13 protein-coding genes are annotated in these 12,769 nt (G+C 72.3%); 10 read left to right on the top strand and 3 right to left on the bottom strand.

Annotation, left to right across the window (positions count from 1 at the left end; translation table 11 throughout):
* Nucleotides 1–163: 163 nt before the first annotated feature.
* A complete protein-coding gene (locus ACOJVX_RS23045; RefSeq protein WP_051314122.1) occupies nt 164–1,345 on the top strand; it encodes an alpha/beta hydrolase in 1,182 nt (393 codons plus the stop codon).
* Nucleotides 1,346–1,770: 425 nt separating this feature from the next.
* On the opposite strand, the gene ACOJVX_RS23040 is transcribed toward ACOJVX_RS23045, so the two are convergent.
* A complete protein-coding gene (locus tag ACOJVX_RS23040; RefSeq protein WP_103055990.1) occupies nt 1,771–2,253 on the bottom strand; it encodes a hypothetical protein in 483 nt (160 codons plus the stop codon).
* Nucleotides 2,254–2,466: 213 nt separating this feature from the next.
* On the opposite strand from ACOJVX_RS23040, the gene tsaB reads away from it, so the two are divergent.
* The 5 genes from tsaB (at nt 2,467) to groL (ending at nt 7,118) form a co-directional block, all read left to right on the top strand.
* Nucleotides 2,467–3,189 (top strand): tRNA (adenosine(37)-N6)-threonylcarbamoyltransferase complex dimerization subunit type 1 TsaB, encoded by a 723-nt coding sequence (gene tsaB, locus ACOJVX_RS23035; protein WP_418152965.1) that lies wholly within the window; start codon nt 2,467–2,469, stop codon nt 3,187–3,189.
* Nucleotides 3,186–3,761 carry a ribosomal protein S18-alanine N-acetyltransferase gene (rimI, locus tag ACOJVX_RS23030; RefSeq protein WP_422647088.1) on the top strand — a complete coding sequence of 192 codons (576 nt, stop codon included), beginning with the start codon at nt 3,186–3,188 and terminating at the stop codon, nt 3,759–3,761. Before tsaB ends, rimI begins: the two co-directional genes overlap by 4 nt.
* Entirely contained in the window at nt 3,758–4,837 is a 1,080-nt protein-coding gene (gene tsaD, locus ACOJVX_RS23025) for a tRNA (adenosine(37)-N6)-threonylcarbamoyltransferase complex transferase subunit TsaD (protein WP_026419475.1), read from the top strand. The genes rimI and tsaD overlap by 4 nt, the downstream gene beginning before the upstream one ends.
* A gap of 237 nt (nt 4,838–5,074) precedes the next feature.
* Nucleotides 5,075–5,371 (top strand): co-chaperone GroES, encoded by a 297-nt coding sequence (gene groES / locus ACOJVX_RS23020; protein ID WP_016700712.1) that lies wholly within the window; start codon nt 5,075–5,077, stop codon nt 5,369–5,371.
* Nucleotides 5,372–5,504: 133 nt separating this feature from the next.
* The gene (gene groL, locus ACOJVX_RS23015; protein ID WP_026419474.1) at nt 5,505–7,118 is read left to right on the top strand and encodes a chaperonin GroEL; all 1,614 of its coding nucleotides are present in this window, start codon (nt 5,505–5,507) and stop codon (nt 7,116–7,118) included.
* Nucleotides 7,119–7,212: 94 nt separating this feature from the next.
* Here groL and ACOJVX_RS23010 read toward each other — a convergent pair whose 3' ends face one another.
* Nucleotides 7,213–7,515, bottom strand: coding sequence for a WhiB family transcriptional regulator (locus ACOJVX_RS23010; RefSeq protein ID WP_026065652.1), 303 nt, complete (start codon nt 7,513–7,515; stop codon nt 7,213–7,215).
* Nucleotides 7,516–7,838: 323 nt separating this feature from the next.
* Here ACOJVX_RS23010 and ACOJVX_RS23005 point away from each other — a divergent pair, with 323 nt between their 5' ends.
* The 4 genes from ACOJVX_RS23005 to ACOJVX_RS22990 all read left to right on the top strand — a co-directional run bounded on the left by ACOJVX_RS23005 (nt 7,839) and on the right by ACOJVX_RS22990 (nt 12,019).
* Nucleotides 7,839–8,888, top strand: a complete 1,050-nt coding sequence (locus tag ACOJVX_RS23005) for a MerR family transcriptional regulator (protein WP_026419473.1) — start codon at nt 7,839–7,841, stop codon at nt 8,886–8,888.
* Between the two features lie 345 nt (nt 8,889–9,233).
* Nucleotides 9,234–9,830 carry a response regulator transcription factor gene (locus ACOJVX_RS23000; protein ID WP_026419472.1) on the top strand — a complete coding sequence of 199 codons (597 nt, stop codon included), beginning with the start codon at nt 9,234–9,236 and terminating at the stop codon, nt 9,828–9,830.
* A 625-nt stretch (nt 9,831–10,455) separates the two neighbouring features.
* Nucleotides 10,456–11,028, top strand: coding sequence for a sigma-70 family RNA polymerase sigma factor (locus ACOJVX_RS22995; RefSeq protein ID WP_026419471.1), 573 nt, complete (start codon nt 10,456–10,458; stop codon nt 11,026–11,028).
* A gap of 1 nt (nt 11,029) precedes the next feature.
* A complete protein-coding gene (locus tag ACOJVX_RS22990; RefSeq protein ID WP_051712979.1) occupies nt 11,030–12,019 on the top strand; it encodes an anti-sigma-D factor RsdA in 990 nt (329 codons plus the stop codon).
* Between the two features lie 190 nt (nt 12,020–12,209).
* Here ACOJVX_RS22990 and ACOJVX_RS22985 read toward each other — a convergent pair whose 3' ends face one another.
* Nucleotides 12,210–12,620: a DUF5319 domain-containing protein gene (locus tag ACOJVX_RS22985; RefSeq protein ID WP_103057047.1), complete on the bottom strand. Its 411-nt coding sequence runs from the start codon at nt 12,618–12,620 to the stop codon at nt 12,210–12,212.
* Nucleotides 12,621–12,769 lie beyond the last annotated feature (149 nt).

Below are 12,769 nucleotides of genomic sequence, written 5' to 3'. Positions count from 1 at the left end.
CGGGACCCCACCCGACCTCGTCCCCAGGGGGCACTCGAGGACGCGATCCCCCTCCCCGGTGTGACGCGGAGGTGGCGACTCCGGAGTGACGACCGCGCACCCACCTCGTTCGCACACTCCCCCCGTCAGATCGAGAACGGCTTCGGCGGCGGGAGAACTGGTGATGGGGCGGCTGCGTTCGTTGTTCGGCACGGTGGTGGTGGCCGCCGCCGCGGTGGGGTCGAGCTCCGCGCTCGACGCCACCCCTACCGGGGACCTGGTAGCTCCCCCGCCGGGGACCGTGGAGTGGGCGGCCGAGCGCACCGAGGCCGGCGACAGGACACCAGCGCCGGGTGCGGGCACCCCCTCCGAGGTGTCGGAGTTCTTCGCGCGCCTCGACGGCGACGAGACCGATCGGTTGGCGCGTGAGCACCCCGGTGTGGTCGGCAACCTCGACGGCGTGCCCGTCGACGTGCGCCTGGACGCCAACGAACGGGCGCTGCGGCAGGCCCTCTCCGAGGTCGAGGCCCGGGCCTCCGACGGCGAGCTGATCGGGGAGCGGCGACGCGAGGCGGCCGACCGCGCCGAGGTCTACCGCGACCTGCTGGCCGGCGACCGGCGGTTCCTCGTCTTCGACCCCCGAGGGCGGGGCCTGGTCGCCGAGGTGTTCGGTGATGTGGAGGACGCGGACTCGGTCACGGTGCTCGTTCCCGGCAACGACAGCGACCTCGACGGCTTCGACCAGCCGACGGCCCCGACGCGGTCCGCCGCCCGCGCGGGCGAGGCGCTGTTCACCGAGCAGCGCGCCCGGCACCCGGAGGTCAGGACGGCCGTCATCGCGTGGAGCGGCTACGTCAGCCCGCGCGGACTGGGGCTCGACGCGGCCACCGCCACGCTCGCCGAGGCGGGCGCGGTCCGCCTGGAGCGGTTGCTCGCCGGCCTCGCCACCCTGGGGCGTGACGCGGGCACCCCGCCGACCGCGCACCTCGTCTGCCACAGCTACGGAAGCGTGGTGTGCTCGCTGGCCGCGCGGCGCGGCGACCTCGACGTCGGCTCGTTGGTGGCGGTCGGGTCGCCCGGTCTCCGCGCCGAGACCGCCGCCGAGCTGTCCGGGGCGAACCAGGTCTGGGCCACGCGCGCGGACGACGACTGGATCGGCTGGGTGGCGGGCCTCTCCCTCGGAGGGCTCGGTCACGGCACCGACCCCACCGAGCCGTCCTTCGGTGCCCGCCTCATCCCGACGGGGACCGCCAGCGGCCACGACGGCTACTTCGTCCCCGGCACCGAATCCCTGGGGCGGCTCGCGGAGATCACCGTGGCGCACGGCGTCGGGGTGCCAGGGCGGACCACGCCCGACGCGCCCTGACCCCGGGGGCGTCACGACGGGGCCGAAACGACAGGGCCGACCCTGGCGTCCCGCTCCGCCGGGTCCGTGCGAAGCCGGGTTCGAGGGAGTTCGCGCCGGTAGGGCCGAGGGGTGCTGGCTCGGCCGGAGATCACCGGCCGCAGCCCGCTGAGCCCGGTGTGGGAGCCGGGGTCCGCCCAGGGGGAGCGGGACCGCCAGGGTGGACGACACGGAGCCGTGCTGCTCCCGCCGCCGGTGGCCCGCTGACCGAGGAGGGTCGTCCGGCGCGGTCGGGGAAACTCGATCCTGAGCACTTCACTCGAACGAGTGGGACGGACCGGTGGACGGTCCGTCGAGTCGGCGCCCCCCCGCCACTGGCCTCGGAACAGGCCGATCCCGCGGGGTGGCGAGACGCCGCTCGACCGGAGCCCCAGCACCAGCTCGGTTCAGCGGCGGGCACCCCGGCCGAGGAACCAGCCGAGCAGCCCACCGACGAGGCCCACGCCTACGCACAGTGCCAGCTCGGTCGGTGGGAGTGACGCCGTCGATGAGCCAGCCGCGTCGAGGTTGGCTCGCAGCACTACCGGGTAGACCATCCCGAACAACCCGCCGAGCGCCCAGGAAAGGGCGATGGTGAAGCGAGGGCTGTTCGCTTGCCTGGTTCCGAGCCCCGACTTCTTCCTGCGGCCGAAGGGCTTCGCGACCACGCTGCCGAAGCTGATCGCCATCAGCAGCCCCATTCCGACCATCATCAGCAACATGGAGGGACGGCTCATCGAGTTGGTGACGCCATCCGTTCCGAACCGGGTGGCCAGTTCCTCGGGCAGCTCGTTCCAGGAACTCAGCAGTAAAGCGATTCCCGGGACCGCGCCCAGCACGGGCGGTAACGCAGCGAGCATGGTCCGGCCGGTCGTGCCGCCACCTGTCATGTGGCCTCCCCAGTCGTGGTTGGTTATCTGTTCTATGCCCACTCAAGCAGATTTCATGGGTGTGGGAAACACCTCGGGGTACGCGGAAACCGTGCGCTACCGCTCGGTGCCGGGTACCAGAACCCGCCGGCACCGCTGCTCCTCACCGCCGCCCAGGTTCGGTGGGCGGGGCGGGGCGGCCGCGCCCGTTCGGCGGCTCGTAGGCTCGGGGACGTGCTGCTACTGGCCATCGACACCGCCACTCCGGCCATCGTCTCCGGCGTCGTCGAACTCGAGGACGCCGGGCCGCCCCGCGTGCTCGCCGACGAGCCGGTCTTCGCCGCCCGGTCCCACGCCGAGTTGCTGACCCCGAGACTCCGCGCGGCCGCCACGGCGGCGGGCGTGGAGTTCGGGGAGGTGGACGCCCTCGTCTGCGGCGTCGGCCCGGGGCCCTTCACCGGGCTGAGGGTCGGCATGGTCACCGCGGCGGCCCTGGGACACGCGCTCGGCAGGCCGGTCCACCCGGTGGGCACGTTGGACGGCGTCGCGGCCGGCGTGGTGAGCCCTGGTCCGTTCCTGGTGGTCTCCGATGCCCGACGGCGGGAGGTGTACTGGAGCGCGCACACCTCGGACGGCGCCCGCGTCGAGGGGCCCGGTGTCGCCCGGCCCGACGAGCTGCGAGAACAGCTCGTGGCCATGCCCTCGGCGACCCGTCCGACGCACCTCGTCGGGAACCTCAGACCTCCGGGGGACGCCCGGGGCGAGGGCATGGCGGAACTCGCGGACCAGCTCGGCCTTCCCCTGCTCGGCACGGCGTTCCCCACGCCCGACGGTCTGGTCGCCGCCGCCTCGGCGGAGTTGCGCGCCGGGCGGCCGCCCGCCCCGCTCGTCCCTCGCTACCTCCGGCAGCCGGACGCGGCCGAACCACGGTCCCCGAAGCGGGTGAGCACGCCATGACGGTGGCGATCAGGCGGCTTCGCCGGATCGACGCCGGCCGGTGCGCCGAGCTCGAGCGGGAGTTGTTCCCGGGGGACGACCCCTGGAGCGAGCGGGCGTTCCTGGCCGAGATGGCCGCCGGCCACCGGTACGTCGGCGCGTACGCTGCGCCGCAGGAACCGGCCGACGCGGGGAAGGCGGGTCGGACCGCCGGTCCCTGGCGGCCGGTGGACATCGAGGGGCCGCTGGTCGGTTACGGCGGGCTCGCGGTGCTGGGGCGCTCCCCCGACCTCGAGGCGGAGGTGCACACCATCGCCGTCGACCCCGCCTGGCAGGGGAGGGGTGTGGGAACCGCGCTGCTGCGGTCCCTGCTGGCCCACGCCGACAGCCTGCGCGCGCCCACCTTCCTGGAGGTGCGCACCGACAACGACTCGGCGATCCGGCTGTACGAACGGCACGGCTTCGTGCGGGTCGGTCTGCGCCGGCGCTACTACCAGCCGTCGGGAGCGGACGCCTACACGATGCGGCGGGGACCCGCCGAGGTGGCGGCGCCGACCGGCGGACCAGAGCGAGACGAAGGGGAACCACGGTGACCGGAGCCAGTGCGGAGGCCTCCGCCCTCGTGCTCGGGATCGAGACCTCCTGCGACGAGACCGGAGCCGGCCTCGTCGAGGTGTTCGGCGACGGGCGGGTCCGGTTGGTGGCCGACGTGGTCGCGTCCAGCGTCGAACAGCACGCGAGGTTCGGCGGTGTGGTGCCGGAGATCGCGAGCAGGGCCCACCTGGAGGCGCTGACCCCCACGGTGCGGCGCGCGCTGGTCGACGCGGGCTGCCGGCTCCGCGACGTGGACGCGATCGCCGTCACCGCGGGCCCGGGGCTCGCCGGGGCGTTGATGGTCGGGGTGGCGGCGGCCAAGGCCTACGCGGCCGCGGCGGACAAGCCGCTCTACGGGGTGAACCACCTGGCCGGTCACGTGGCGGTGGACGCCCTGGAGCACGGCCCGCTGCCCAAGCCGTGCCTGGCGCTGCTGGTCTCCGGTGGGCACACCCAGCTCCTGCTCGTGGAGGACGTGGCGAGTTCGGTCCGTGAGATCGGTTCCACCATCGACGACGCCGCCGGCGAGGCGTACGACAAGGTCGCCAGGTTGCTCGACCTCCCCTACCCGGGCGGCCCACCCATCGACCGGTTGGCCAGGGCGGCCGGTGCGGCCGCGCGGGACTCGATCGCCTTCCCCCGCGGGTTGACCGGGCCGAGGGACAGCCGGCACGACTTCTCCTTCTCGGGGCTCAAGACGGCGGTGGCCCGGTGGGTGGAGGGGCGGCGGGCCGCCGGCGAGCCGGTCGACGTGGCGTCGGTCGCCGCGTCCTTCCAGGAGGCCGTCGCCGACGTGCTCACGGCCAAGGCCGTTCGCGCCGCGGCGGAGCTGGGCGTGGACACCTTGGTGGTCTCGGGTGGGGTCGCCGCCAACTCCCGGCTCGGCGAGTTGGCCGCCGAGCGGTGCGCGCGCGCCGGCATCCGGCTCCGGGTGCCCCCACCTCGGCTGTGCACGGACAACGGGGCGATGATCGCGGCGCTCGGAGCGCACCTGGTCGCCGCCGGGGCGCCGCCGTCAGCCCCGGGTTTCGGGGCGGATCCGGCGCTGCCGGTGGGGACGGTCGTGGTGGAATGACGGTCGTCGCCGCGACGGGGGCCGTACCGCCCGGTCGGCCACCAGCTGACGGTTTCGCTCCTGGCGGACGGGTTTTCCGGGCCCTCGGGGCACCCCGAACTTGAGAATTAGCACTCTCAACGCTAGAGTGCCAAGAGTAAACGGCACCCGCCTCACCCGGCACCCGCGACGACGGGACGGCAGGAGCCGTCGGAATCTGCCAACGCTTCGAAGGCCCCAGAAGGTGGAGGTCACACCGTGGCGAGCGTGAACGTCAAGCCGCTCGAGGACAAGATCCTCGTCCAGGCAAGCGAAGCCGAGACGACGACGGCGTCCGGCATCGTTATCCCGGACACCGCCAAGGAGAAGCCCCAGGAGGGCAAGGTTCTGGCCGTCGGCCCGGGCCGGGTGGACGACAAGGGCAACCGCATCCCCGTGGATGTGGCTGTCGGCGACGTCGTCATCTACTCCAAGTACGGCGGTACCGAGGTCAAGTACAACGGCGAGGAGTACCTGATCCTCTCCGCGCGCGATGTGCTGGCCGTGGTGAACTGACAAACCGGTTCACCGGCGATACCTCACCGCCCCGGCGGCCCAGGACCACTGGGGGCGCCGGGGCGGTTTCGCGTCTTCCGGGGGTTCCCGCCGGATCCCCGCTCCCGTCAAGAACCTTGGAGAAGAGGCCACGATGGCCAAAGAGATCAAGTTCGACCAGCACGCCAGGGGCGCGCTGGAGCGCGGCGTCAACCAGCTCGCCGACGCCGTCAAGGTGACCCTCGGCCCGCGCGGCCGGCACGTGGTCCTCGACAAGAAGTTCGGGTCCCCGGTCGTCACCAACGACGGTGTGACGATCGCCAGGGAGATCGAGCTGGAGGATCCCTACGAGAACCTCGGCGCCCAGCTGGCCAAGAACGTCGCCACCAAGACCAACGACGTCGCGGGTGACGGAACCACCACCGCGACCGTGCTGGCCCAGGCCCTGGTCAAGGAGGGGTTGCGCAACCTCGCCGCCGGTGCCAACCCGTCAGCCCTCGGGCGGGGCATCCAGGCCGCGGCCGACGCCGTGGTCGAGGTCCTCAGGACCAAGGCCACCCCGGTCAAGGGCCGCGACAACATCGCCCAGGTGGGCACCGTGTCCTCCCGCGACGAGACGATCGGCGCGCTGTGCGGCGAGGCCATCGAGCGGGTCGGCGAGGACGGCGTGATCACGGTCGAGGAGGCCTCCACGCTCTCCACGTGGCTGGAGGTCACCGAGGGCGTCCAGTTCGACAAGGGCTTCGTCTCGCCGCACTTCGTCACCGACGCGGAGCGGCAGGAGGCCGTGCTGGAGGACGCGCTCGTCCTGCTGCACCGGGACAAGATCTCCGCGCTCAACGACTTCCTGCCCTTGCTGGAGAAGGTCGTCCAGGCGGGCAAGCCGCTGCTGGTCATCGCCGAGGACGTCGAGGGTGAGGCGCTCTCCACGCTGACCGTCAACGCCATCCGCAAGACCGTCAAGGTCGTCGCGGTGAAGGCGCCGTACTTCGGGGACCGGCGCAAGGCGTTCCTCGACGACCTCGCCGTCGTCACCGGCGCGAAGGTCATCGCGCCCGAGCTCGGCCTGAAGCTGTCCGAGTCCGGGCTGGACGTCCTGGGCAAGGTCCGCCGGGTCACGGTGACCAAGGACGACACCACGATCGTCGACGGCGGTGGCGGCAAGGCCGACATCGACGCCCGCGCGGAGCAGATCCGGCGGGAGATCGACGCCACCGACTCCGACTGGGACCGGGAGAAGCTGCAGGAGCGGCTGGCCAAGCTGTCCGGCGGTGTCGCGGTCATCAAGGTCGGGGCGGCCACCGAGACCGAGATGAAGGAGCGCAAGCACCGCATCGAGGACGCGGTCGCCTCCACCAGGGCGGCCGTCGAGGAGGGCGTCATCCCCGGTGGCGGCGCCAGCCTGGTGCACGCCGGCAACCAGCTGGAGGGTGACCTCGGCCTGACCGGTGACGAGGCGACCGGCGTCCGCGCGGTTCGTCGCGCGCTGTCGGCGCCGCTGCACTGGATCGTGGCCAACGCCGGTCTCGAGGGGCCGGTCGTCGTGGCCAAGGTGTCCGAGCTGGAGTGGGGCAACGGGTTCGACGCTGGCACGCTGGAGTACCGCGACCTGCTGGACGCCGGTGTCGTGGACCCGGTCAAGGTGACCCGGTCCGCCGTGTCCAACGCCGCCTCCATCGCCAGGATGGTGCTCACCACCGAGAGCGCCGTCGTGGAGAAGAAGGAGGAGGAGCCCGCGGGCGCCGCGGGCCACGGTCACGGCCACTGACCTCCGGTCGAACCACCCGTTCGGGTGAAACGTGAAGGGGCGGCGCCCAACTCGGGCGCCGCCCCTTCCACCGTGAGCGTCCGATGCCTCCCCGTCAGCCGCCCACGGCGGCGAGCTGCCGCTTGCTCGCCTTGATGATGGCGATCCGTTCCGCCTCCGAGAGCCCTCCCCAGATCCCGTACGGCTCCTGGACCGCCAACGCGTGCGCCCGGCACTGTTGCATCACCGGGCAGCTCTGGCACACCTCCTTCGCGCGCGCTTCCCGCCTGGCCCGTGCCGGCCCCCGCTCCCCGTCGGGGTGGAAGAAGAACGCGCTGTCCATCCCGCGGCAGGACCCCTTGAGCTGCCAGTCCCACAGATCCGCGTTCGGCCCCGGAAGTCGCCGAGTATCGGCCATAGTGACCTCGCCTCCCCGCTGTTGGTGGCCGCCGCCCGCGACGGCGGTCCCACACCCCCGTGTGTAGGGACCTACGCTAAAACCGCTTCAATGGTTGTTCAAGACATTCGCTCCATAAGTTGTTCACACTTATGGGCGCTATCCTTGTTCCGACACCCAGACGACCGGCCGCGCGGGCGGTCGAAATCGAGATCACGTGAACGGACGTTGGCCCGGTGACGACGCAGCCAGCCCCTGGTGACGGTGACGACTGCGATCACGGCCAGGTCGACCCGGTCGGTGAGGTCGACACCCTGGCCGACAGCAGGAGCCCGGAACCGTTGTTGACGGTCGCCGCCGTCGCCCGCCGGCTCGGCGTGGCACCGGCGACCCTGCGGACCTGGGACCGCCGCTACGGGCTGGGCCCGAGCGGTCACACCGCCGGCCGTCACCGCCGCTACGGCCCGCTCGACCTGGCCCGGCTCGAACTGATGCAGCACGCCCTGCTGCGTGGGGCCTCCCCCCGGGAGGCGGCCCGGTACGCACTGGCCTCGGCGCTGCCGATCCAGGCCGCGGCGGACGCCGGTCGCGACGCGCGGGAGGATCCCGCCGGGTCTGGCGGAGGCTCCCGGGCCGCCACCGTGAGCCGGCGGTCCGCGCCGGCCCCGCCCACCGACCACCGCGCGGGACCCGGCGCGATGCTGGTGTCCGGGCAGGTCGTGGTGCCGGAGTTCGCCGAAAGGGTCAGGGTCGGCGGCAAGGGCCTCCGGCTCCCGGGTGCCTCGCGGCGGGCACGAGGGCTGGGACGGGCGGTCCTGGCGATGGACCTGTGGTCGGTCAACCGCCTCCTGCTGGAGGGGATCGAGTCGGACGGTGTGCTCACGACGTGGCGTGAGGTCGCGGCGCCGGTCCTCGCGGCGCTCCAGGAGCGTCGGGAGCACACCGGGGAGGGGATCGAGGCGTCGCGGTTGCTCTCCACCTGTGTCATCAGCACCGTGAGCACGGTCATCGCCCGGGCGCAGCCCCCCCGGAACCCCAGGGCGGTGCTGCTGGCGGGAGCGCCGGGTGAGCCGGACGCCCTGCCCCTCTTCCTCATCACGGCCGAACTCTCCTCCCGACGGATCGGGACCCAGCTCCTCGGCGCGGACCTGCCGCTGGACGGGCTGGTCGCGGCGGTGCGCCGCACCGCGCCAGCCGTGGCGGTGGTCTGGGCGACCATGCCCCGTTGCGGGGATCCCGAGCTCTTCACGGCGGTGCCGAGGACCCGGCAGCCGGTGCGGCTGTTCGCGGGTGGCGCGGGGTGGGAGGAGTCCTCACTGCCGCCCCGGGTCCGGTTGGTGAGCGGCGTCCAGGAGACGGTGGACGCCGTCGAGCGGGTGGTGGGCGGCTCCTGAGGGCAGCGCGCGGTTGGGGGAGGAGCGGTGCGCGGCGCCGGCTCCTCCGCCGCGTCGAGGCACTCGGACGGGCTCGGGGGCTTCACTCGAAAAACCCGGTTACGACATCGTCGCCACCCGACTGGGAGATCCGTGGCGGCCTTTGTTCACGCAAAGACGCTTGCTTTACGCCCTCTGCGTCGTCAGTGTGACTAGGTAGCCTGACGTTCGTCCAATCCGGTGAACGGATGGGCAGACTGTTAGGAGCAATTTCTTGACGGATTAAGTACCGGATCGGGTCAAGGTTTGGCGCTCGGCGTCCGATAGGGGATGTGGAACGTCACTCGGCTGCAGGAAGGAGTTCCCGTGACGACGGTCTTGATCTGCGATGACCGGCGCAGCGTCCGGGAAGGGCTCACTCGCGTGATGTCGGCTGTCCCCGGTGTGAGCCGGATCGACTGCGTTGCTCACGGGGACGAGCTGCTCGCTCGGTTCTCGCGGCAGGCTGTCGACGTGGTACTGGTCGGCACCCAGCGCGCGGTCCCGACAGGGGTGGAGGCGACCAGGAGGTTGATGGCCGCCCATCCCCAGGCGAACGTCATCGTCTTCGGTGCCCCGGACGACGCCGGCAGCATCGCGGCCGCCATCGCTGGCGGGGCCCGCGGTTACCTCCGGTGGGACGCCTCCCGACCCGAACTGGTCGCCGCGCTGGCCCACACCCTCGCCAGCACCGCCGTTCCCGCTCCTCGTCAGCCCTCCGACCCCGGAGTGCAGCTGACCGAGCGGGAGCTCCAGGTGCTCAGGGGGATGAGCCAGGGCAAGAGCAACGGGCAGATCGGACGCGAGCTGTACCTCTCGGAGGACACCGTGAAGACGCACGCCCGGCGGTTGTTCCGCAAGCTGGGTGTGCGGGACAGGGCACAGGCGGTCGCGCACGGATTCCGGCGCGGCCTGGTGTCCTGACCGGTGGCACCCCACCGGAAAGCGGACGGCGGCGCGCCGGGCAGCGACATGCCCGGCGCCACCGCGTGAGCCGTCCGCGTGGAAAGGGGCATCCCGGGTTCCGGCGCGACACCGGAACGAGGTTCGGCGGCCCGGTCGCCGTGTCACGAGGATGCCCATCCCCGGCAGTCCAGCAGAGTTCGCGCCTGACGCGGCACCGCCGTTGGTGTGTTCCCGGAGCCCGTCCTCCCGGCGGCTCGGTCGAGCGTCGCGGGCGCCCCCGCACCCCTCCCCGCGTGCCGCCGCCCAGTGGCGGGGCGCCCGCTCCCCGGGCGTGTCCCGCTGCTCCGCCCGGGTGTGAGGTTCTTCACGGATGGCCTGGTAGGGGCCTCGGAGAAGCACCAGTTGATCCGCTCGTCACGGAGTTTTGCCATACTGCTGGTTTGGTGGCCCGCCCACGCCGGGCGCCCACTACGACGTTCGAGCTCACCTGCACGTGGGAAGAGGAGTCGAGTGGTGATCACGACCAGCACACGGTCCGAACGAGTGTCCCCGGTACGGTGGACACGATCGGCGCGCTGAGTCGTGGGTTACTCACTGTCGACATTCACGTTCGCCTACCGTAACGCCAGGGCTGTTTTCTGCGATGACTAACTTGGGGGACGGGCTGGAAGCCGTCGTCGGCGACGCCGTCCGCGGCGATCGCCAGGCGATCGATCGCCTGTTGGCGACCATTCGTCCCCTGGTGGTGCGGTACTGCCGCGCCAGGGTTGGCAGGCAGGAGCGCTCCTTCGCCTCCGCTGACGACGTGGCTCAGGAGGTGTGTCTCGCCGTGCTGACGGCCTTGCCCAACTACCGGGACCAGGGGCGGCCGTTCCTTGCCTTCGTGTACGGGATCGCCGCGCACAAGGTCGCCGACGCCCACCGTTCCGCCGCGCGTAACAAGTCGGAGCCCGTCTCCGAAGTTCCAGACGCACCGGAACGTGAGGCGGGTCCCGAGCAGCGCGCCATGCAGGACGAGCTGTCCGAGCGGATGGGGCAGCTGCTCCGGGTCCTGCCAGCCAAGCAGCGGGAGATCCTCCTGCTGCGGGTGGTGGTCGGCCTGTCGGCGGAGGAGACGGCCGAAGCGGTCGACTCCACCCCCGGCGCGGTTCGGGTCGCCCAGCACCGCGCGCTGGCTCGGCTGAGGAAGACACTCGCCACTGAGGAGGTGGTCTGAAGTGGGTGAACTGGACGGTCAGGGTGATGACGAGGCCGAGCGCCAACGTCGGTCCCCGGACGACGCCCAGCCCCCGAAGGAGTCCATCAACGAGGGTGCGGAGCACATCGACCTGGCCGCGGTTCAGGACGACGACGCGCTGATCGACGCGTTGAACCGCGGGGAGACCGAAGTCGCGGGGCAGCCGATCGCCGAGCGGGAGCTGGGTGCGCTCCTGATGGCGTGGCGCCAGGACCTCGACACCGATCCGCTCCCCGAGACCTCTCGGGAGAGCATCGAGACCGCCGTGGCCGAGTGGCCGACCTCACTCGGGACGCGCCGCCGACGACCCATGCTGGTGCCACTGGCCACCGCGGCCGCGGTGTTGGCCATCGCCTTCACCGGGGTGGGCGTCGCCGCGAGGGACGCCCGTCCCGGCGACACGCTCTGGGGTCTGACCAGGGTGCTGTACTCGGAGCAGGCCGCGTCGGTGGAAGCGGCCACGACGGCGCGCAGCCACCTCGACCTCGCTCAGGCGGCGCTGCGGGCCGGCGAGTTCTCGCAGGCGAAGGAGGCGCTGGAACAGGCGCGGCTGTCCTTCGACGGGATTGGCGCCGGCGAGGACAAGGCGACGCTGCTCGCCCTCCACGAGCGCCTGCTCGGCGAGCTCAACGACCCGGACGACGGCGACGGGGGACCTCCCACCGGCAGCGGGGACACCAGCGGGAACGAGCCGCCGCCCCACATCGCCGAATCCAGCGAGGAGTCGGCGTCGGAGGAAGAGCCGCCGGTGTCGGTCGTCACGACGACGCCGGAGACCACCACTCCCAGCGCCCCGGAACCGTCCGACCCGTCACCGACGACGCCTCCGTCCTCACCGCCGGACGCCAGCGACCCGGACCCGACGGACAGCAGCGCCCCGGACGGTTCCCGCAGCGACGAGGAGAGCCCGAGCGTGGGCAACAGGATCTCGATCGTCCCCGGTGCCTCTCCGGAGGACGCCACCTCCTGAGACCGCTCCCCAGTGGCCAGTGTCACCCGATGGCACTGGCCACTGGTGTGCCCGGGGCGGGTGGCGAACCACCGGCCCCGGGCACGCGGACCGCGAGGGTCGACAGCCGACCGGCACCGGACCAGCCGGGCGCGGGTCCGGCCGGAGGGCTGACGGGGAGGAGCCTCGCGCCCCGGGGCCGGGACCCGACTCAGTGACCGGGGACGTGCGGCGTACCCGAGTGCTCCTCGCGCGCCGCCATGCCGTCCGCGTACCCCCGGCAGTACTCCCAGGTCACGTAGTTCGTGGGGTCCGGGTCGAACGCGGGCTCGTGCGGCCGCATCCGCCCGTCGGACAGCAGCTGCCCGAGGCTGGACCGCAGCAGCTCCCAGTCGTGGAAGTGGGGCTCGGCGCAGTCGCCGCAGTCCACCACGATCCCCCGAACCCCACGGGGTTCGAGGAGGTCCTGGTAGACGGCGAGGTCAGCGAGATCGGCGAGGATCTCGGCGCTCTCGTGCTCGTCCAGCGGACGGGCGGGTTCGTCGGTCGGATCGCTCAGCGCGCGAGCCGGGTCCTCCGGGTCGCCGGCGAACGGGTCTGGCGGCAAAGCATCATGCGACACGTGCCGCACAGTACCGCGCGCACCGCCGTGTTCGGCGTGGATACCATGGACGGCACCGCTCTACCAGGCCCGTGTTCCGCCCGGCGCCGTCGCGGTACCGAACTCGGGCGTGGCTTGCGGTTCTCCGATCGACACCGCACCGCGCCAGT

The organism is Actinoalloteichus caeruleus, from assembly GCF_049311605.1.
GTDB classification, from domain to species: Bacteria; Actinomycetota; Actinomycetes; order Mycobacteriales; family Pseudonocardiaceae; genus Actinoalloteichus_B; species Actinoalloteichus_B caeruleus.
This window is presented reverse-complemented; position numbering and strand designations above follow the sequence as displayed.

What these genes read in the sequence shown, in the direction of transcription:
- groL (WP_026419474.1), top strand. Translation starts at nt 5,505, where the DNA reads ATGGCCAAAGAGATCAAGTTCGACCAGCACGCCAGGGGCGCGCTGGAG.
- ACOJVX_RS23010 (WP_026065652.1), bottom strand. Translation starts at nt 7,515, where the DNA reads ATGGCCGATACTCGGCGACTTCCGGGGCCGAACGCGGATCTGTGGGAC.
- ACOJVX_RS23045 (WP_051314122.1), top strand. Translation starts at nt 164, where the DNA reads ATGGGGCGGCTGCGTTCGTTGTTCGGCACGGTGGTGGTGGCCGCCGCC.
- ACOJVX_RS22995 (WP_026419471.1), top strand. Translation starts at nt 10,456, where the DNA reads ATGACTAACTTGGGGGACGGGCTGGAAGCCGTCGTCGGCGACGCCGTC.
- rimI (WP_422647088.1), top strand. Translation starts at nt 3,186, where the DNA reads ATGACGGTGGCGATCAGGCGGCTTCGCCGGATCGACGCCGGCCGGTGC.
- ACOJVX_RS23040 (WP_103055990.1), bottom strand. Translation starts at nt 2,253, where the DNA reads ATGACAGGTGGCGGCACGACCGGCCGGACCATGCTCGCTGCGTTACCG.